The organism is Vibrio sp. 1069, assembly GCF_033340555.1.
The window spans coordinates 308,230-327,065 of the sequence record NZ_JAWOWP010000005.1 but is presented as its reverse complement, the minus strand read 5'-3'; the positions used below and the strand labels follow the sequence as shown (position 1 = coordinate 327,065).

Genomic DNA, 18,836 nt, shown 5'->3' with positions numbered 1-18,836 from the left:
CTACAGTGAGTTTAAAAGCGAGGGAGTAATCGCGCTGAGTTCTTTTAGTTGTTGATTTCATAACACTCTCCAATTTTGGGGGTGGAAAGTGTCAACCTTATTTAGGACGGCACACAGCTCTTGAAAAAAGCCGCGCATTTGTGCGGCTTTTTTGATCGATCCTCTTTGCACTTGAGTAGTTATACTTATTGAAAACAAGGGGAGGGGAACAACACCATGAAAGGATTACTGAAACTCGCCGCTCTCGTTAGCTTTCTCTCCATGAATTCGCTTGCTCTTGCATCTGAGTGCCCTGATATTCTTCAAGGTAAGCAAAGGTTGTTAAACTCAACGGAAGAAGTCGATCTATGCGAAAGCTTTAAGGGAAAGACACTACTAATCGTCAATACAGCAAGCCAGTGCGGCTTCACTCCTCAGTTCGAACAGTTAGAAACCCTCTATCAAACTTACAAAGACCAAAACTTCACCGTTATCGGTTTCCCGAGCAATGACTTTCGACAAGATAGAGGAAGCGAAACAAACACAGCGAAAGTCTGTTATCTCGATTACGGGGTCACCTTTCCAATGATGGCTCGCTCTTCAGTATTAGGTGTAGATGCGAACCCAGTCTTCAACCAGATTACTAACCAAGCAGGCATAAAACCAAAATGGAACTTCTACAAGTTTCTAATTAGCTCTGAAGGTAAAGTTATTGCGACTTTTCCAAGCTCCACATCACCGACAAGTACTACGCTTACCAATATGATAGAGCAACAATTATAAGGTGACGACCATGACAACACGCTCAACCATGCTACAACTCGGTTACTTAGGCCTAGTTCCATTTGTGTTTAGTTTAGGGCTGATTTTCGCTGACATCTCACTCTTCAATTTAAGTGGTCAGCAATTTTTCATCGCATATAGCGCCGTTATATTAAGTTTTTTATCCGGCATCCTTTGGGGTAATGGCATTGAGCATTACTACCATCGCCTTAGCCGAAATATATTAATTCTCAGCAACCTTTTTGTCTTACTGGCTTGGGGCGCATTACTGCAGGGCCACAAACATTACGCAGTCGCAACCCTACTCTTAGCAATTGGGTACCTTGCTGTTTGGTATGCAGAAAAGCTCGTGAGGAAAGTCGAACAAGACGCCGAGCCCAAGGGATATCAAGGAATGAGGAGCAAACTGACCTTCGGCGTAATCGTAATGCACGGATTGGCTTTAGTTTCATAACCTGGTCTGTCCAGTACTAAGATCACAAAAAAACGTCTTTTTATAAAACAATGTTCATTTCGTGAATGCACACATATTTTGAACACTGTTTTGTTTCATTTATGAATCAATCCACATATAAGTAATTCAAAGCATTCACAAAGGATATGAATATGTTTTTTCGCAAACTTTTGTTTAGCACTGCGATGATCAATGCAACGACAGGTTGCGTGTCTTACCAGGCACAACAAGCCGCCGCTCAAACAGTAAATAATACAGGCGCTGTGCTTACCAATGTGATTAAAACCACGATTGCTCAGCCATGTAATGTTGCAATCACTGCTGCTAGCTTGTTTTATCCGCATGCCATATTTATGACTAGTGTTCCAACTCAAGCATGTACAAGCGTTCTTAGATAATACGAAAGTGATAAGCATAAAAATGGCGACTCTACCGTCGCCATTTTTAAGCATCAATGCTATTTACAGTTACAGCGTCAATAAGTAATTAACTAATTGATTGTACTCGTCGTAAGTACGAATTTCGTTGGCCAAAACAATGTATTTATTGTTCACAACCACACCCGGAACCCCTCTTAACGTGCTGGCAGAGAATTGCTTATCAAAACCTTTCTGCATTGAGTTTACGGCGAAACTGTTGTACGCCGCATCAAACTTCTGACCTTCTACGCCATTATCAACGAAGAGTTGTTTCAGCTCAGCTTCGTCTTTTGGCGCTTGTCGCTTTTGATGAATTTGGGCAAACATGGCAGGAATCATTGTATCTTCAACTCCTAGCGACACCATCGTCGCGTAGGACTTGGCCATCGGAATCGCCATATCTCCGCCCATGAACCCCACATGCACCTTTTCAAACTTTGCCTCTTTTGGCAGAGCAGGTTTTAAACGCTCAATAAGCGACTCAAACTTGTAGCAATGTGGGCAATAAAAAGAAAAGAATTCCGTCACAACAGGTTTCGATGCTTTCTTTACATCCAGAACTTTGTAGTGCTTCCCTTCTTCAAATTGCGCTGCATGAGCGGTAAAAGTCAGTAAAAGTGCACTACATAAGGCAAGTAGTTTTTTCATTGTTTATTTCCTTGTGGCATTCAAATGCCAAATCATTTCATTTGGTAAAAAGGGGTAAACCCCAAGTAATTTGAGATGAGGAATTAAACAATCGGAGGACGATAAAGCTTGGTGATCACTGTCACTACTTTTTCGACTAGAGGCCTACCAATCAAAGCAAGGCTATAAGGAAGAAGCAGTAAGTCGTTTTGAGATAAGTTGGCGGGAATTTTGACCATGCAGGAAGAGCTACAACTCGTGTGAGATTGTTGTGCCTTATTGATGGCTGACTCATCGTGATGTGATTCTACGCAGTCGTCATTGACGCCAAGTTGTTTGTGCAGAGCAGCCTGTTGAACAATAAGATCGCGTACTTCAATTGTTTTCATCGGAGCGGAAGCCTGCGCCACAGGAGCGACACTACTCAAAAGCATAGCAACTAAGCAAACTATCGCAGTCAACAATGTACGGTTCAACTTCAACATAGCTACATCAAGGAAAATGGTGATTTAAGATAATACATGATAACGGTTTGACTTCAAGATACGGACTCTCGGCTCGCTAACAAACTCTGTTCTTCGACTATTTTAGGCTAGTGAATTTTCTCTCTAACGCTCCCTCAGTACACGAAACCAGCACAACGAGCTATTCACCGTTCGGATACTCCCCTCATCAGATACCAGCAACAATTCGATAAAACTTGAAATCATTATGAAACACGAGTAATAGTTAGAACAGTTTTTGAACGAACAAGGAAAGATCAATGCTTAAAAAAAGATTCTTTAAGACAAAAGATGAAGTCGAAGTCACGTTCCAGCTAGATAAAGATCAGTGGGACTCTGTCCAAATTGCTGGAGACTTCAACAACTGGCAGCCAGAACCGATGAAATTAGTGAAGAAAAGTCGTCAGTTTAAATTTAAAACCCGCTTACCTAAAGCGCAGAATGTTCAGTTCCGTTACTTGCTCGATGATGCGAAGTGGGAAAATGACCCACAAGCTGATGCTTACGTTCCAAATGTTTTTGGCAGCGACAACAGCGTCGTATGTACCACCGAATAAGCGGTAATTTCGCTTTAAGATTCCATACCTAGGCGCAAACGTTGCGCCTTTTTACATCTCCCGAAATGTGATTGGTGATTAGATTTAAAACATTAATTGGCAATTTTATCCAATTAACTCATCCGATAACCTTATTCTGAGAAAGCTTTATTTGAAATAATTCGTAAATTTGTTTAAGTTCCATTGATATTAAATATTGTATACATCACTTAAATGAACGCACAACAAATCAAACCATCTCTAATCATTGTGGAAGACGATCCCAAATTACAAACTATGTTGGGTGAGTATTTTGTTGAACAAGGTTTTCAGGTCAAATGTATCGACAATGGGACGGACGCACCCAATGCGATTATTGACACACAACCAGACGTGGTGCTGTTAGATTTGATGCTACCCGGGCAAGATGGCCTGAGTGTATGTCGTCAAATCCGAGATTGCTACAAAGGCAAAGTGTTGATGCTAACAGCAAGTGATGATGACTTCGATCATGTCGCCGCATTAGAAATAGGCGCAGATGACTTTGTTACTAAACCCATCAAACCTCGCGTATTACTGGCTCGTATTCGCATGCTATTAAGAAGAAAAGAGGCGGCGCCTACCGAGTCCGAAAACGGCCTACAAATTGGTGTTCTGTGTTTAAACCGATTGCGTAAATCGTGCGTAATGAACCAAGAAGAAATTGCGCTGACAGACGGCGAGTTCGATTTGTTGTGGGTTCTTGCTACGCATGCTGAAAAAACACTATCACGTGAGTGGCTGACCAAAACACTACGTGGTATTGAATACGATGGAACAGACCGCACCATTGATAATCGCATAGTGACACTGAGAAAGAAGCTAGGCGATGCTTCTTGCTCACCACAAAAAATCATTACCGTTCGCGGCAAAGGCTACCTATTTATGCCTGATGCATGGAATGAATAATGAGACGGATTTATCTGGAAAGCTTTGTTGGCCTTATCATTCTGTTTATGGCTAGCTTGTGGGGATACGAGTTCTTAGTTTATGAGATCAACACAGATTATGACTACCTATTACAAGAGCATGAGGGTCAAGCTTTTCACGATCTGCTCTACCCTATCTATAAAGAACACGGATTAGAATATACTCAACAACAGTTGGAACAATTTGCCACATCAAGCCATCGTTTGTTGGTGCCTCATACGCTTGAAGAGCTTCCAACAGACATCAAAAAGGCGTTTGAAAGTGATACCTCCGTTAACGTCGCTTACGATGAAGAAAGGGATATCTGGTTCCGCCTAGATGCGAGCACGCCTATCTTTAAAATGAGCGATAATCCGAATAGTCCTGTGGTTAAAGCAGCCAACTTTGATGACAATATCGTTTGGTTGTTCTTTTTAGCTGGATTTGCTCTGTATTGCATATTGTTGATCTGGTTCTTAAGCCGTCGGATTCGAGAGCTAGAGAGAGTGACCGTTGAGTTTGCCTCAGGTAACTTCAAGGCTCGAGCTAGTACCTCAAGCGCTAAGTCTGTTGGAACGTTAAACAAAAGCTTTAACACGATGGCCGATAAAGTATCTCGCTTGATCACTAGCAATAAAATGCTAACTAACGCCGTTGCACATGAATTGCGTACCCCAATCTTCCGCTTACAATGGCAAGCAGATTTGTTATCGGATTCAACCTTAACTGAACAACAGAAAAAGTATGTTTACAGTATCGTCGAAGACATTGACGAGATGGAAGAAATGGTTGAAGAATTGCTTTACTACGCAAAGATGGAGCGTCCTGACACAGCATTACAAACTCAAGAAGAAGTCGTCCTATTCAACTTAGTCAAAGAGTTACGACAGAGATGGCAAAAAGAGACTACGCTCGCTATCTCGCTTCAAGAAGTAAACTCAGAAAACGTTCTTGCGTTTGCTGACCCAAAATTGTTAAAGCGAGCCTTAGATAACTTGCTGCGCAATGCAATGCGGTACGCAGATAAGCAGATTTTAGTAGAGATAAAACACGATCAGCACCGCTGCTTCATCAATGTTCATGATGATGGCATAGGTATTGAAGAAAAGCATTGGCCTCATCTATTCGAACCATTTTACAGCGCGGATGAATCTCGCAACAAAAAGACGAGCGGGTTTGGGCTCGGTTTGGCGATTGTCAGACAGATAATGGAGCTTCAACGTGGAGAAGTTTCGATTTACCATAGCCCACTTGGAGGAGCTTGCTTCACACTTAGCCTCAAAAAATCAGACAGTTAACTTAACCTTCCTACCCCGTTTACAGAAGACGACACTTCAATACACTCAAGCGACAGAGCCCAACAATAAAACAGTGTACATTTAATCCATAAGATTCACACACTAAATGGATAGTACTCATGTATAAATCTTTTATCCTGATTATGGCGCTTACTTCTACGCTTACAGCTTGCGCCTACAACCAAAAACCTGTCGTCGACATGACCAATGTCGACCCTAGTACATATGAACAAGACTTTCTTTACTGCCAAGGCTATGCAGAAAATGTCGACAAATCAGAGGCAGCGAAATCTGAAGCCACTAATGGGGCAGTTACAGGCGCATTGATCGGCGCAGCTGCTGGTGCGCTAGAAGACGGATTAGGTGGAGCGGCTGTCGGTGCTGCTGCCGGCGGTGCTGTAGGAGCTGGAGCTGGTGCTTTGAGTGGAACAAATGATTCAACCAAAACTCAATCTCTCGTATTGCGTAAATGCCTCCAGCACAAAGGCTATACCGTCTACGATCTTGATTAAATAAGCACTTTTCTTAAATTATCGCGCGATGGATTCTATTCACAAATGTTTCACGCTGTAACGATTAATCTCGTTACCTCTCTGGGATATGTGTTCCATCCCAATGCTTAAATAGTAAGGTCATATTTTGAAGCCAGGTAAAACAGGTATACGCCGTGTCATGGATGCGACCGGCTATTCATTTCAAGGATTGAAAGCCGCATGGACACACGAAGCCGCTTTTAGACAAGAATTGATTCTCGCCTTGGTGCTTTCCGTCTGTGCTTTTTTCCTTCCTGTCACCACATACGAAAGAGTGCTGATGATCAGTAGCCTGTTCTTGGTATTGATCGTCGAACTCATTAATTCCGCCGTAGAAGCGGTTGTCGACCGTGTTAGCGATGACTGGCACGAGCTCAGTGGTAGAGCCAAAGATATTGGCTCAGCAGCAGTATTTGTTGCGTTAACTCTTGCCCTTTTTATTTGGGCTTCGTTCTTGCTCTAATTTTTATTCAAGACACTCATTATGAAGACACATGATTTACAACAGAGAGGTATCTCTTACGTTACCTTTACTTTCCTGTTGGCGCTGTATTTCGCTCTCGTCGTAAATATCCCTATTTATAAAGAACTGATCGGCATCTTTACACACTTAGATAATGTCAAGATTGGATTTATTATCACAATACCAATTTTCTTTCTTGCCGCGCTCAATTTCCTTTTTAATTTATTTAGTTGGCCTTGGATCGGCAAGCCGTTCTTTATAATTTTAATCATTGTTTCAAGTATGGTGAGCTACGCAAGCTATAACTATGGCACACTTTTCGATTCTGGAATGATTGCCAATATTGTTGAAACCGATTCGAGCGAGGCGAGTTCTTACCTGAGTGCTCACTCTGTAATTTGGACGCTGATTATGGGAGTTATCCCAGCGATAATTGTCTTTAAGGTCAAGCTGCAATCTCAACGTCACCAATTACTGTACTTCTCTGTTACCAAATTAGTATCGATGCTGTCGTCGCTAGCTGTCATCGCCGTCATTGCCAGCGTGTACTATCAAGACTACGCATCTGTAGGGCGCAACAATAGCCACCTAAAAAAAATCATCATACCCACCCAGTTCGTTTACAGCGCGACCGGGTATGTGAAGGAGAAATATTTCACCACGCCACAGCCATATCGAGAAATCGGCACAGATGCAAAGCAGTCAGATAGCGCCGTACAGCAAGCACAGCACAAACCAACACTACTGGTTTTTGTCGTAGGAGAAACCGCTCGAACGCAGAACTACCAACTCAATGGCTATACACGAGAGACAAACCCTTATACTAGTAAATTGGATGTTATCTCATTTCAAGACGTCGCATCTTGTGGCACCGCGACTGCTGTATCTGTGCCTTGTATGTTTTCACAGCTCACGCGAAACGAGTTTGAACGCACCAAAGCGGATAACCAGGACAATGCTCTCGATATAATGCAGCGCGCCGGGGTTGACCTCATTTGGAAAGAAAATGACGGTGGGGATAAAGAAGTAGCCCACAAGATCAAGAAAATCGAAGTGGATCGAAAGCAAGTAAGCCCTATGTGTAATGGCCAAACTTGTTACGACATGGCGCTATTAGATCATTTTGATCAGGAAGTCGCGGATATGCACGGTAACCGAGTGGTCGCCATGCACCTTATAGGAAGCCACGGTCCGACCTACTTTCAGCGTTACCCAAGAGACAACGCCTTCTTTAAACCAGACTGTCCACGTGCAGATATCGAAAACTGTAGCATCGAACAAATAGTGAACACATATGACAATACAATACGCTACACCGATCATGTATTGGCAGAAACCATCAAAAAACTTAAAGCGTTAGAGTCTGAGTATAATACCGCGCTAATTTATATATCGGATCACGGTGAGTCACTAGGCGAAAACGGATTGTTCTTACATGGTATGCCTTATGGCCTTGCACCAGATTTCCAAAAACGCGTTCCTTTGATTATGTGGCTGTCTTCGGGCTTTAAACAAGCGAAGCAGATCAATACCGACTGTTTGTATAAACAAGCACAGAATGCAGGCCAATACTCACATGATAACGTGTTCCACTCTTTATTAGGCATTATGGATGTACAAACTCAAGCCTACGATAGCAAGTTAGATATATTCAAAGCCTGCCGAGCCGTTTCCTAAATCATTCAATAAAGCCTGGCTCAAAGTGTGAATCAGGCTTTTTCTAACAAGGTATTTAAACTCATCGCCGCGCCAAGCGTTATACTGACAGTCCGCGACCCATACATCGAGATAAGGACTAGGATGAAAATTGGTATTATTGGTCTAGGGGATATCGCTCAGAAAGCATACCTTCCTGTTATCACTCAGCTTCCAAATATCGAACTTGTATTTTGTACCCGCAACCCAAACACACTTGAGAGCCTGGCTAAGCAGTATCGAATCTCAGAGATCTGCCAAGACTACCAGCAACTTCTACACTTTGGCGTCGATGCCGTCATGATTCATGCGGCAACAAGCGTACACCCTCAAATAGCGGCATTTTTTCTGCAGCATGGAATTCCAACCTTTGTCGACAAACCATTAGCGAACAGTGCTGATGACGTGGAAAAGCTGTACGACATTGCCGAAAAAGAGAGACAGCCACTCTATGTGGGCTTTAACCGTCGTCACATTCCACTTTACAACCAACATATGCCACAAGTGCAGCAAGGCAACATATATGACTTAAAGTCGCTACGCTGGGAAAAGAACCGTCACCAACTACCGGGGGATGTTCGTACCTTTATATTTGATGATTTTATTCACCCATTAGACAGCGTTAACGTCACAGCCAAAGCCGATCTAAAAGATGCTTATGTAACTCATCAACTTGAAGGTGGTCAGTTGGCGCGTTTAGATATTCAGTGGCAACATGGAGATACTTTGCTCCACGCCTCGATGAATCGCCACTTCGGTATCACTACAGAGCGCGTTCAAGCTTGTTATGCAAACAAGGCAGTTGAGTTCGACTCCTTCGTTGAAGGCAAACTATGGCAAGCTAACCAAGAGCAAAAAATCAATTTGAAAGACTGGACGCCAATGCTGACGAGTAAAGGTTTCCATTCGATGTTGCTCGATTGGTTTGGCGTCGTTGAGTCTGGAAATATTGCTGATGAAGTAGTAACACGCAACATTGCCAGCCATCGATTGGCAGAGCAAATTTGTCAATATCTCGAGAAAGTTGTCTCTAGATAATGCGATTCTTGGCTATATGCTTGATTGAGTATTACGCTCTATACTAAAAAGACTTGCATTAAGGAAGGCATTCATTCTCTGTTAAGACTACGGCGATTATTCTATCAATCAGGTGAATGAGGGCACAAAAGCACACATTGACAAAACAGACGGTTTAGATTTGTTTTACGGTGCTCTCAGGTATCTGAATCATCACATTCAAGAATAAAGGAAATAGAATGAGAACACTTGGTAACATCATTTGGTTTGTATTTGGTGGCGTATTTATGGGGTTGCTATGGTGGTTTTTTGGTATTTTGGCCTTTATTAGCATCATCGGAATACCTTGGGGGCGTGCGTGTATCGTTATGGGTAATTTTTCCTTTTTCCCATTCGGTAAAGAGGCCATCTCACGCGATGAATTGACCAATGAAATGGACATTGGCACGAGTCCGCTCGGCGTTATTGGTAACGTCCTTTGGTTTGTGTTTGCAGGCCTTTGGTTAGCTATCGGTCACGTACTTTCTGCCGCAGCATGCTTTGTCACCATAATCGGCATTCCGTTTGCGCTCCAACACCTCAAGCTAGCGGTTATTTCACTCGCACCAATTGGTAAAACGGTTGTATCGTCAGAAGAAGCTGCAATGGCTCGATACAACATCAATCGTTAGCAAAAAGCTAATGCGCTTTCTATCCTCTGGGCAGTCATGCTCAGAGGGTAACGCCCGTCAAAAGTAAGCCTATAATCGCTATCGCATATTCAATAATGGCTGATTGTATATTCATACCGTCACCTTTACGTTGAAGTTTATCCTAGCTCAGCACTGCTTTACTTTTATAATTAATCAATACACCCAAGTGAGTTCAAGATGCTAGACTCATAGCGTCGTCACTGATTCAAACTCCAAGAACGACGTAACGAAAAAGCGAGCTATCCTATGCTCGAAATATGGGTTCTTTCCCCCTCGAAGTAGAGTTCAACAACAAAAAAGACGAACTATAAGCATAGCCAAAATTAATGCTTTTCGACCTAAAATATCTCACATCAATCAAAGAAAGCTTCTAAGATTTTCTCTTTTTGAGTAAATATAGACAGTTACAGTAGCGAAATTCTTCTCGGTAAAAATCCCCACTCAATCTCATGATCAGTTTTTTAAAAAAACAACAAAAATTCGTTGTTATCTAGAGTAATTATTTTATTTGTCGCAGAGCAATTCCATCAATATCATTTGCGACATCGGAGTGCTAGAGCATTGAAATTTTTAGCATTTATCACAGGTATAGAACGTAAAAAACCTTTTATTACTTATTTTTCTTTTTTACATATGTTCTAACTCAACGTCTATTCAGACAGGAATATACCGTGGATAAATATCAAGCAGCTTATGCTAAACGTCTAGAGAAACTAAATGGGGATCCATCTCCTAAAACGATAGCCCGCCTTTCGGCTTGGGATGCGTTTTTTAACAAGGAGTACGAGCTCCAAGACTTGGAATACCAGCTATCGGACGCTGCGCACCAGCACTATGAACAGTCGCATGCGAAGAGCGACATTAGCTTCAAAGAATTCAAACGAGCGTTCTATAATGAATCCATCAAAATTTACAATTTAACTGATGGCGCTTCTATCCAGAAAGTATTCACCCCATTACTTTTGCTTACAACGCTCTGGATAGTGTTTGTATGCCTATTTAACAAGTGATCATCAAACTATTCCAACAACGATCAGTATGGGACTACAGGTATGGCTCTATGTAAGGGGGCTAATTGGCTCGGTCTCCTTCACTAAATTAGCGACTCAATTACCCGCAATTCCATAGGCTAAAAGTGACAAGGGCATCCGTTGATGCCCTTTTATTCAAAGGAACGCAACCTAGACCTTTGGCCCACTTGGGTATAAAACCATTATGCGTTAAGCTGCACGCTATTATCCGATTGATAAAGAGTGGAGCGAAGTGATGGAAAAAGTAGGCTCTCGAGCATTGATTGTCGAAGGTGGAGCCATGCGAGGCGTATTTTCATGCGGCATACTCGATCATTTTCTTGCTAGCGAGTTCTCTCCATTTGATAGCTTTTGGGGAGTGTCTGCGGGTGCTAGCAACTTGGCTGCCTACTTAGCTAAAATGCCCGGACGTAACTTAAAAATCTACCTCGATTACAGCTTAAGAAAAGAATTTATCTCTCCATCTCAACTTCTACGTGGTGGTGATATGATGAACTTAGACTGGATGTGGAATGTCACCCTCGAAGAACTTGGCATCGATAAATCTGCGCTCAAAGCTGATTCACGACCTTTCTTTTTAGGCGTGACGCGTCAAGACAATGGGCAAGCGGAGTACCACCTTCCTGATGTCGACGACTTGGCAGAAACAATGAAAGCCAGCAGCGCACTGCCTGTACTTTACCGAAATGGCGTATCACTGAACGGAATTCAATACGTTGATGGTGGCGTCTCAGACGCACTTCCTGTTGCAGAAGCAATAAAGCGAGGAGCCAAAAAGATTATGGTTTTACGCAGCCAGCCCGCAAGCTATCAAAAGCCAAGAGGAAGATTCAGCGCCCTAACTAGGAAGATGTTGAAAGAAACGCCCGGATTAATTGAACCGATGTTGACACGTGAAGTTCGCTACAATCAGACCTTAGCGCTGATCAACAACCCACCACCTGGTATCGAAATCATTCAAGTGTGTCCTCCTGAAACATTCAAGTTGAAACGGCTGAGTCGATCGCTAGCACCACTGCGTCATGCTTATGAGTTAGGAATTGAAGCAGGAAAGGAAGCCATCATACGCTGGAGTCAGAAGTAGAAAAAAGCCACGTGGATTAAACGTGGCTAACGCAAATTCGATGGCAGTGGATTATCGTATTTGCTTCTGGTCGAGCCCAATATTCAGGCTCAAAACTGTTTTAATTTGCTCGCTAACTGAAAAAGCGAGTAGGCAGTCCAAACTAGTAAGTTTCAAACAACCCAGAGTTGTAATCTTGGATGGCTTGTTCTATCTCTTCCATGCTATTCATGACAAAAGGGCCATAATGCACCACGGGTTCATTAATTGGCTCACCAATAAAGATCAGTGCACCACTCTCTTTTTCGGCCTGCAATTCAACCCATTCACCTTTCGATAAAATGGCCATTTCGCCTTGATTGATCTCACGACCTTTTAATTGAATACGACCTTTATAGACATAGAGCATCATGTTGTTGTCTTGATCCGTGTTCAAATTCAAAGCTTGCCCCCCCATCGCTCTCCAATCGGCTACCGTGGCAGCAACACCTGTCTCTGTTAGCGGCCCCTGAATTCGTTCGTTGTTTATAGTCATATGACCCGCAATCAAACGTACAACCCCCGTATTCGGAGTATCAAACTCAGTGATCGTTTCAGGTTGAAAGTCATGATATTGAGCTGGCTGCATCTTATTTTTCGCAGGCTGGTTAATCCAAATTTGGAAACCATGCAATTCGCCTTCCTTCATAATAGGCATTTCGCTATGGATGACGCCTCTTCCTGCCGCCATCCACTGTGCACCACCGGAACGAAGCTCACCAACATTATCCATATGATCACGATGCTGGAAATGACCTTTCAACATATAAGTAAGCGTCTCAATACCGCGGTGCGGATGCGGAGGGAAACCGCCGATATAGTCAGCGCGGTCTTCTGATTTGAGTTCATCCATCATCAAAAATGGAGAAAAGCTAGCATGATTGAAACCCGCTACACGGCGAATTTTCACTCCATCACCATCAGCAGTAGGTTGCGCAGGAATAAGCTGACGAATTTCTCTGAATGTACTCATACTAGTTCTCCTAGTTTATCTTTGTGACCGCTTGCAAGTCGCATGTTCAATCTATGGCTATCGATAAGGTTCTATTTTAGGTTGATGAGCTAAAATTATGAGCCATACTATTCGTTCTACTTATTCAACTTTTTCGAACAATACAATTTATCGAGTTAATAATGAGCACATTTAATTTATCTAAAATAAATGTAGCTATTTTCTAAACAAGGTGTATAGTGTGCCTTGGCTCTTAGAAGAGAGCTGTTAATGCAACATTTAGTTTAAGTTTCCTCTCAGTAAAATCTTGAATCCCCAATTCAGACACCTGCGTACAACTTCCTCTTGATTGAACATTCAATAGCTTAGAAAAGATCCACAAAACAAATCATAATTTTAATGTTTAATTCAAAGGTATTTTTATGTCTAAAGTAACTGGTTCAGTAAAATGGTTTAACGAAACTAAAGGCTTCGGTTTTCTATCTCAAGACAACGGCGGCCAAGATGTATTCGTACACTTTAACGCTATCGTTTCTGACGGTTTCAAAACACTGACTGAAGGTCAGAAAGTAAGCTTCAATGTAGAGCAAGGTAAAAAAGGTCCTCAAGCGACTGAAGTAACTCCTCTATAAGACTGCTTTTCTTGGTGTAGCATGCCCATGCTGCACCAAACCTCTCTCCTTCAAAAATATTCTTTCATCAATCACTCAGCCTAATTTTAGGCATTGCTTTGTGCTATCTAAAATAAACTGAATAGTACTGCTTAATTTATTATTTATAGGAAAAATCATGTCCTCAAAAAGAACTGGCCGTCAAAGGCATTGGTATCAATTACTTAACAAAGAGAAAATCACTAAAAAACAGGAGAATAAATGTTAGAAATTGAATTTAATTTAGAACAACCTCAAACCTCTTGGAACGCTAAAATACATCAATTAAATGGTGATATTTTACGAAGGCACGTATTACCGAAACTTCTTTCTCATAGCTTCATGATCGATTTTGAATATTGTGAGAAAACGCAATCTGGAACTATTCTCTGTGATTCAGGTTCAAAGTTAGGAAGTTTTACTGTTAACTGATTCAGTTTTCATGCATTAATGGATAATGCAACTAATTTGGAAGGTATCCAATGGCTAGAAAAAGTAAGAAGCAGTCAGAAAAAGACAAAAAAGAGTCTGAACAAAACGCGGCGGCGGTAAAGCAGAAAACTCGACGCCGCATAGAAGACATTATGGAACAAAGAGAATTTGATAAGTTATTCGATCTATAAATGCTCTCTAGTGCTTTCTCTGCCTTTATCGTTGTGCAAGGTACCGCCACCTACCTTTGCTCAAACGAATCTCCACTCTTTTAGACTACTCTTCTAATTAAACGTGCCTCTCACACACGCAAAAACAACTGGCTCCTCTATACTCAAGTGACTTGCAAATAGTCGTTTCGCTCACAGGAAAACCCGTGACTAATGACAGTTAGGTTATTTGCGTATAGCCAAAGCGATATTTTTGCGTATAATCCCTCTCGTTTGCTTCGTATAACCCCAATGATATGGTTTGGGGGTCTCTACCAGTTCCCGCAAAGTGCTGATTACGAAGAGTTGAGATCATCGTGGGTCTTACTCTTTGTGATAGCGTTCGATTTATTTCTATCTATACCTATTCTTAGAGTAACTGCATCCACAATACACATAAGGTGGAATATGAACGCATTTATTCAAGGTCTTCCAAAAGTAGAGCTGCACTTACATATCGAAGGTTCACTTGAGCCGGAACTCTTATTCAAATTAGCAAAACGAAACGGCATCGAGATCCCTTACTCTTCTCCGAGTGAACTACGCAGCGCATATCAGTTTACAGACTTACAATCATTTCTCGACCTCTATTACCAAGGAGCGGGAGTTCTGCGTACGGAGCAAGATTTTTACGATCTCACTTGGGAATACTTACTGCACTGTAAAGAAGACAACGTTATTCATACCGAAATCTTTTTTGACCCTCAAACACACACAGAACGCGGCATAGACTTTGACACTGTTATCAATGGAATCGCTCGTGCGCTAAAAGATGGTCACGAAAAACTTGGCATTACCTCGCAAATTATTGCGTGTTTTCTCCGTCACCTTTCAGAAGAGAGCGCCATAGAGACCCTACAGGCTATTCTGAAACACCGTGATAAGATCATTGGTGTTGGACTAGATTCTTCAGAACAAGGTCATCCGCCAGCTAAATTCAAGCGCGTATTTAAACAAGCAGTAGAAGAAGGCTTACTTACCGTTGCTCACGCAGGTGAAGAAGGCCCCGCACAAAATATTAGCGATGCAATTGAAATGCTTTACGTGAGCCGCGTGGATCACGGTGTTCGCTGTGTTGATGATGAAGCATTAGTTGAATCCTTAATCGAAAGCCAAATGCCACTGACAGTGTGTCCGTTATCGAATCTTAAGCTATGTGTATTCGACGATATGAAAGATCACAATATTGTGGATTTGCTACGAAAAGGTGTCGCTGTAACGATTAACTCAGACGATCCTGTGTACTTTGGTGGCTACATGACGGATAACTTTCTGGCCGTCAACAACGCACATCCAATGAGTAAGAGTGAACTTGCCCAATTTACAATGAACGCGATTGATGCCAGCTTTATCGATAACGAGTTAAAGGCGAAATATCGTCACCTTGTTAGCCAATACGTAAACCAGCACGAAGCTTTGCAATAAAGGCATCAGTGCCACGCCTTAGGCCAAACGCGTAGGTATTAAAACCCTACAAAAACTCTGTGGTTAACCGCATTTATAAACGCTAGACTGAGAAAGCTAAACTAGCACACAAAAAGGAATAGAATCATGATTCAACAAGGCCAAGCTCTACCAGTTGCAACTCTAAGTGAGTTGACTGCCGATGGTATGGTGAACCACGACGTTACAGAACTGTTTGCGAACAAGAAAGTCGTACTCTTTGCTGTACCTGGCGCATTCACCCCTACCTGTTCAGAAGCCCATCTACCAGGCTATGTGGTATTAGCTGATGAGCTAAAGGCAAAAGGTGTTGATTTAATTGCGTGCGTTTCTGTAAACGATGCATTTGTGATGCAAGCGTGGGGCGAAGCTCAAAACGCTTCTGAGATTTTGATGTTGGGTGATGGCGACGCTAGCTTTACTAAAGCATTAGGTCTTGAAATGGATACAGGCGGCTTTGGTGGTATTCGCTCACAACGTTACGCAATGATCATTGAAAACGGCACAGTGACTAAGCTAAACGTTGAAGAGCCAAAAGAGTTTGAAGCAAGCAAAGCAGAAACGATTTTAGCGGCGCTTTAAGCTTACTCCTAAATACAAAAACGGAAGCCATCGCTTCCGTTTTTTGTTGGTTAACGCATTCTCACAACACTCGTTTGTTGCTTACGCTGCATTTCCGCAAAAGTCAGCACAAACGGGGATGACTGCTTTACACGGCTTGGTAATGAAGAAAGCGCATTGTAGGCATCCTGCTTCGTTTTAAAATCACCAACAGTTACCGTATACCAACGCGTGCCTCGGCTGTTTTTCCAGTTAACCCAAACCGGATGCTTAGGATCGATATAGCGAATATAATCTTTCACATCTTTTTCTTGCTTTAGCGCGAGTACCTGCATCGTGTAATGGTTTGGGTTTAAATAACCATATGCATCCTGAGAGGTCATGACTCCAACACATTGGCCGCTATCGACCTCCTGCTGGTAAGGCATAGCGCAGCCCATGAGCGATAAAATCAATGTCAAAGATAAAATCTTGTGCACGTGTCACTCCATTCTTGTTCTAGTTTCTTTTCTCTCGCACCCAAAAACACAAAACGCTCTTGGTCAGGTAAAAACACACCCTTACAAGAGGGCCTGTGTTTTAACGCAACGAGTATTCCAAAAACGTAAGGCGACCACGTTGGTCGCCTTAGTAAACTGATTTAATAGAAAATTAACAAGATAGAGTGATATAGACAGAAGTTCGCTACTGTTTAGAACCAGCTAGCGACCAATTGCTTAAACCAGTCTAAAATTCGCTTGAATAAACTGCCTTCCTCCACGGACTCCAATGCAACGAGCTCGGCTTCATTTACGACCTTACCGTCGACTTTGTAAAGCACTTTACCAACCACTTGTTGCTCAGAAATTGGCGCAACTAAATCACCGTTGTATTCAACTTCCGCTTGCAGATTTTTTACATCTCCTTTTGGCAAAGTGAGATAAACATCGTTAGCTACGCCGACAGTAAGCTCGTCTTTTTCGCCCATCCAAACTCGAGCTTTCGCAAGTTCCGCACCCGCCTCAGTCGGCATTACCGTATCGTAAAAGCGGAAGCCATAACTCAACAGCTGCTTGCTTTCTGATTCACGAACATTCTCACTCTTCGCTCCCATCACTACGGCAATCAAACGCATATCACCTTGTGTTGCAGAAGTCGCTAGACTATAACCCGCGCCGCTTGTATAACCAGTTTTCATGCCATCGACATTCATACTACGATCACGAAGCAAGCCATTACGGTTGTATTGAGTGATGCCATTGTAAGTAAACGAGGTTTCGCTATACAGCGGATAGATATCAGGTAAGTCACGAATAATCGCTTGGCCCAACTTGGCAATATCATAAGGTGTCGAATATAAACCGTCACTGTCTAGGCCGTGAGGGTTGGTGAATGCCGTGTTAGACAATTCAAGCTTGGCGGCCCAACTATTCATCAAACTCACAAACCCTGATTCACTTCCCGCAACATGCTCAGCAATAGCGACACTGGCATCGTTACCAGATTGAACAATCAGACCACGGTATAAGTCAGACAAAGAAACGGAAGTATTGACTTCAATAAACATTTTTGAAGAATCTGGGAAATTTTTTGCCCAAGCATTTCGGCTGATGACAACCTCATCATTCAACGTAATATTGCCTGTATTAATTTCTTGACCAGCTACATAAGCAGTCATCAACTTCGTTAAACTCGCGGGGTTTAAACGTTTGTGGGCATCACGTTCAACCAGTACTTTCCCCGTATGGAAGTCCATCAAAACATAACCACGAGAACTGAGTTCTGGCGCATTTGGCACAACTGAAGGCGCAGCATAAGCCAACGAGGATACAGCAGCGAACCCTGTAATTAACACTGTGTGTAATATAGTACTTTTTCTCATCATGACATCTTATCTTAGTAGCATTTAAGGCTTACAAACGGTACCCGAATTAATTCAAAGCGCGGGATTACCTAGTTAAAAAACGAGTATATTGAAACGGCGCTCAGTTACAGCCACCTTGTTACGATTGGTTACTTTTACTCAATGTTTGTCGAAAATAATGAGAGGTAGGTAGAGCTTTCGTCTTGAAGAATGAAACAGGAGCGAAAATAATTCCGTAACGCTATGTTTTTTGAGAGGGGAGAAAAAGCGCGCAAGTCAATTCAGGGAGTAAGTTGGTATAGGAAAAGTAGTTGAGCTTTTATCCATATCTAAATAGGAAACAACAAAAACAATCAACAATAAGTCCAGCTAATTACTTACCAAGAAAACATATTGAAAACGCATCATAAAATCGTAATTAATTATCGATAAATTTAAAAACCTAATATTATAATTTATGTAAATTTCATTTATTATTAAACTGGAGAAAAATACAGCTTTCCTTTTTTAAAACTAAGAGACGATTTTTTCGATGTTTTTAGGTTTATCTCATCAGAGAACTTGGTATAACAGTGAGGGATAAGACATCCGGACTTAGCGCGAAAGGATAACCCACTGTTATTTAAGTTCACACGCTGCTTTTTAATGACTAGAGACTTTAAACTG

23 protein-coding genes and 1 riboswitch are annotated in these 18,836 nt (G+C 42.1%); of the genes, 18 read left to right on the top strand and 5 right to left on the bottom strand.

Annotated features, from left to right (window positions below; translation table 11 throughout):
* The first annotated feature begins 216 nt into the window (after nucleotides 1–216).
* From R7040_RS11490 to R7040_RS11480, 3 genes are all read left to right on the top strand, one after another.
* Nucleotides 217–762: a glutathione peroxidase gene (locus tag R7040_RS11490; RefSeq protein ID WP_054577749.1), complete on the top strand. Its 546-nt coding sequence runs from the start codon at nucleotides 217–219 to the stop codon at nucleotides 760–762.
* 10 nt (nucleotides 763–772) lie between these two features.
* Nucleotides 773–1,216: a DUF3429 domain-containing protein gene (locus tag R7040_RS11485; protein WP_005373660.1), complete on the top strand. Its 444-nt coding sequence runs from the start codon at nucleotides 773–775 to the stop codon at nucleotides 1,214–1,216.
* Nucleotides 1,217–1,368: 152 nt separating this feature from the next.
* Nucleotides 1,369–1,614: a hypothetical protein gene (locus tag R7040_RS11480; RefSeq protein WP_005373664.1), complete on the top strand. Its 246-nt coding sequence runs from the start codon at nucleotides 1,369–1,371 to the stop codon at nucleotides 1,612–1,614.
* A gap of 69 nt (nucleotides 1,615–1,683) precedes the next feature.
* On the opposite strand, the gene R7040_RS11475 is transcribed toward R7040_RS11480, so the two are convergent.
* Nucleotides 1,684–2,283, bottom strand: a complete 600-nt coding sequence (locus tag R7040_RS11475; protein ID WP_053304546.1) for a thiol:disulfide interchange protein DsbA/DsbL — start codon at nucleotides 2,281–2,283, stop codon at nucleotides 1,684–1,686.
* Nucleotides 2,284–2,366: 83 nt separating this feature from the next.
* The gene (locus tag R7040_RS11470) at nucleotides 2,367–2,747 is read right to left on the bottom strand and encodes a hypothetical protein (RefSeq protein WP_025767950.1); all 381 of its coding nucleotides are present in this window, start codon (nucleotides 2,745–2,747) and stop codon (nucleotides 2,367–2,369) included.
* Nucleotides 2,748–3,025: 278 nt separating this feature from the next.
* Between R7040_RS11470 and R7040_RS11465 the strand changes: the two genes are divergently transcribed.
* The 10 genes from R7040_RS11465 to R7040_RS11420 all read left to right on the top strand — a co-directional run bounded on the left by R7040_RS11465 (nucleotide 3,026) and on the right by R7040_RS11420 (nucleotide 12,062).
* Nucleotides 3,026–3,322 carry an isoamylase early set domain-containing protein gene (locus R7040_RS11465; protein ID WP_053304547.1) on the top strand — a complete coding sequence of 99 codons (297 nt, stop codon included), beginning with the start codon at nucleotides 3,026–3,028 and terminating at the stop codon, nucleotides 3,320–3,322.
* A 213-nt stretch (nucleotides 3,323–3,535) separates the two neighbouring features.
* Nucleotides 3,536–4,249: a response regulator gene (locus R7040_RS11460; RefSeq protein ID WP_053304548.1), complete on the top strand. Its 714-nt coding sequence runs from the start codon at nucleotides 3,536–3,538 to the stop codon at nucleotides 4,247–4,249.
* Nucleotides 4,249–5,547 (top strand): ATP-binding protein, encoded by a 1,299-nt coding sequence (locus R7040_RS11455; RefSeq protein WP_258469465.1) that lies wholly within the window; start codon nucleotides 4,249–4,251, stop codon nucleotides 5,545–5,547. The genes R7040_RS11460 and R7040_RS11455 overlap by 1 nt, the downstream gene beginning before the upstream one ends.
* 119 nt (nucleotides 5,548–5,666) lie before the next feature.
* Entirely contained in the window at nucleotides 5,667–6,059 is a 393-nt protein-coding gene (locus R7040_RS11450) for a hypothetical protein (protein ID WP_005385575.1), read from the top strand.
* A gap of 127 nt (nucleotides 6,060–6,186) precedes the next feature.
* Nucleotides 6,187–6,543, top strand: coding sequence for a diacylglycerol kinase (locus R7040_RS11445; RefSeq protein ID WP_017635149.1), 357 nt, complete (start codon nucleotides 6,187–6,189; stop codon nucleotides 6,541–6,543).
* A 21-nt stretch (nucleotides 6,544–6,564) separates the two neighbouring features.
* On the top strand, nucleotides 6,565–8,220 hold the full coding sequence (locus R7040_RS11440) for a phosphoethanolamine transferase (protein WP_136976615.1): 1,656 nt from the start codon (nucleotides 6,565–6,567) through the stop codon (nucleotides 8,218–8,220).
* Nucleotides 8,221–8,343: 123 nt separating this feature from the next.
* Nucleotides 8,344–9,276 carry a Gfo/Idh/MocA family protein gene (locus R7040_RS11435; protein ID WP_042522689.1) on the top strand — a complete coding sequence of 311 codons (933 nt, stop codon included), beginning with the start codon at nucleotides 8,344–8,346 and terminating at the stop codon, nucleotides 9,274–9,276.
* Between the two features lie 218 nt (nucleotides 9,277–9,494).
* Nucleotides 9,495–9,926: a YccF domain-containing protein gene (locus R7040_RS11430; protein ID WP_005373685.1), complete on the top strand. Its 432-nt coding sequence runs from the start codon at nucleotides 9,495–9,497 to the stop codon at nucleotides 9,924–9,926.
* A gap of 692 nt (nucleotides 9,927–10,618) precedes the next feature.
* Nucleotides 10,619–10,957, top strand: a complete 339-nt coding sequence (locus R7040_RS11425) for a hypothetical protein (RefSeq protein ID WP_017635147.1) — start codon at nucleotides 10,619–10,621, stop codon at nucleotides 10,955–10,957.
* Nucleotides 10,958–11,213: 256 nt separating this feature from the next.
* Nucleotides 11,214–12,062, top strand: a complete 849-nt coding sequence (locus R7040_RS11420; RefSeq protein WP_213895784.1) for a patatin family protein — start codon at nucleotides 11,214–11,216, stop codon at nucleotides 12,060–12,062.
* Between the two features lie 142 nt (nucleotides 12,063–12,204).
* On the opposite strand, the gene R7040_RS11415 is transcribed toward R7040_RS11420, so the two are convergent.
* The gene (locus R7040_RS11415) at nucleotides 12,205–13,053 is read right to left on the bottom strand and encodes a pirin family protein (protein ID WP_017635146.1); all 849 of its coding nucleotides are present in this window, start codon (nucleotides 13,051–13,053) and stop codon (nucleotides 12,205–12,207) included.
* A 401-nt stretch (nucleotides 13,054–13,454) separates the two neighbouring features.
* On the opposite strand from R7040_RS11415, the gene R7040_RS11410 reads away from it, so the two are divergent.
* From R7040_RS11410 to R7040_RS11390, 5 genes are all read left to right on the top strand, one after another.
* Nucleotides 13,455–13,664 (top strand): cold-shock protein, encoded by a 210-nt coding sequence (locus R7040_RS11410; protein WP_005373691.1) that lies wholly within the window; start codon nucleotides 13,455–13,457, stop codon nucleotides 13,662–13,664.
* Nucleotides 13,665–13,904: 240 nt separating this feature from the next.
* Entirely contained in the window at nucleotides 13,905–14,114 is a 210-nt protein-coding gene (locus tag R7040_RS11405; protein ID WP_005373692.1) for a hypothetical protein, read from the top strand.
* Nucleotides 14,115–14,164: 50 nt separating this feature from the next.
* A complete protein-coding gene (locus R7040_RS11400) occupies nucleotides 14,165–14,305 on the top strand; it encodes a PA3496 family putative envelope integrity protein (RefSeq protein WP_017633782.1) in 141 nt (46 codons plus the stop codon).
* Nucleotides 14,306–14,542: 237 nt separating this feature from the next.
* A riboswitch (purine riboswitch) is annotated at nucleotides 14,543–14,642 on the top strand.
* A gap of 89 nt (nucleotides 14,643–14,731) precedes the next feature.
* Nucleotides 14,732–15,748, top strand: coding sequence for an adenosine deaminase (locus tag R7040_RS11395; RefSeq protein WP_017819853.1), 1,017 nt, complete (start codon nucleotides 14,732–14,734; stop codon nucleotides 15,746–15,748).
* A gap of 126 nt (nucleotides 15,749–15,874) precedes the next feature.
* A complete protein-coding gene (locus tag R7040_RS11390) occupies nucleotides 15,875–16,348 on the top strand; it encodes a peroxiredoxin (protein WP_005373699.1) in 474 nt (157 codons plus the stop codon).
* Nucleotides 16,349–16,398: 50 nt separating this feature from the next.
* Here R7040_RS11390 and R7040_RS11385 read toward each other — a convergent pair whose 3' ends face one another.
* Together R7040_RS11385 and R7040_RS11380 are read right to left on the bottom strand one after the other, a co-directional pair.
* Complete coding sequence (locus tag R7040_RS11385; RefSeq protein ID WP_005373701.1) at nucleotides 16,399–16,806, bottom strand: SPOR domain-containing protein; 408 nt, start codon at nucleotides 16,804–16,806, stop codon at nucleotides 16,399–16,401.
* A 212-nt stretch (nucleotides 16,807–17,018) separates the two neighbouring features.
* A complete protein-coding gene (locus R7040_RS11380) occupies nucleotides 17,019–18,188 on the bottom strand; it encodes a D-alanyl-D-alanine carboxypeptidase family protein (RefSeq protein WP_017819852.1) in 1,170 nt (389 codons plus the stop codon).
* Nucleotides 18,189–18,836: the final 648 nt, after the last annotated feature.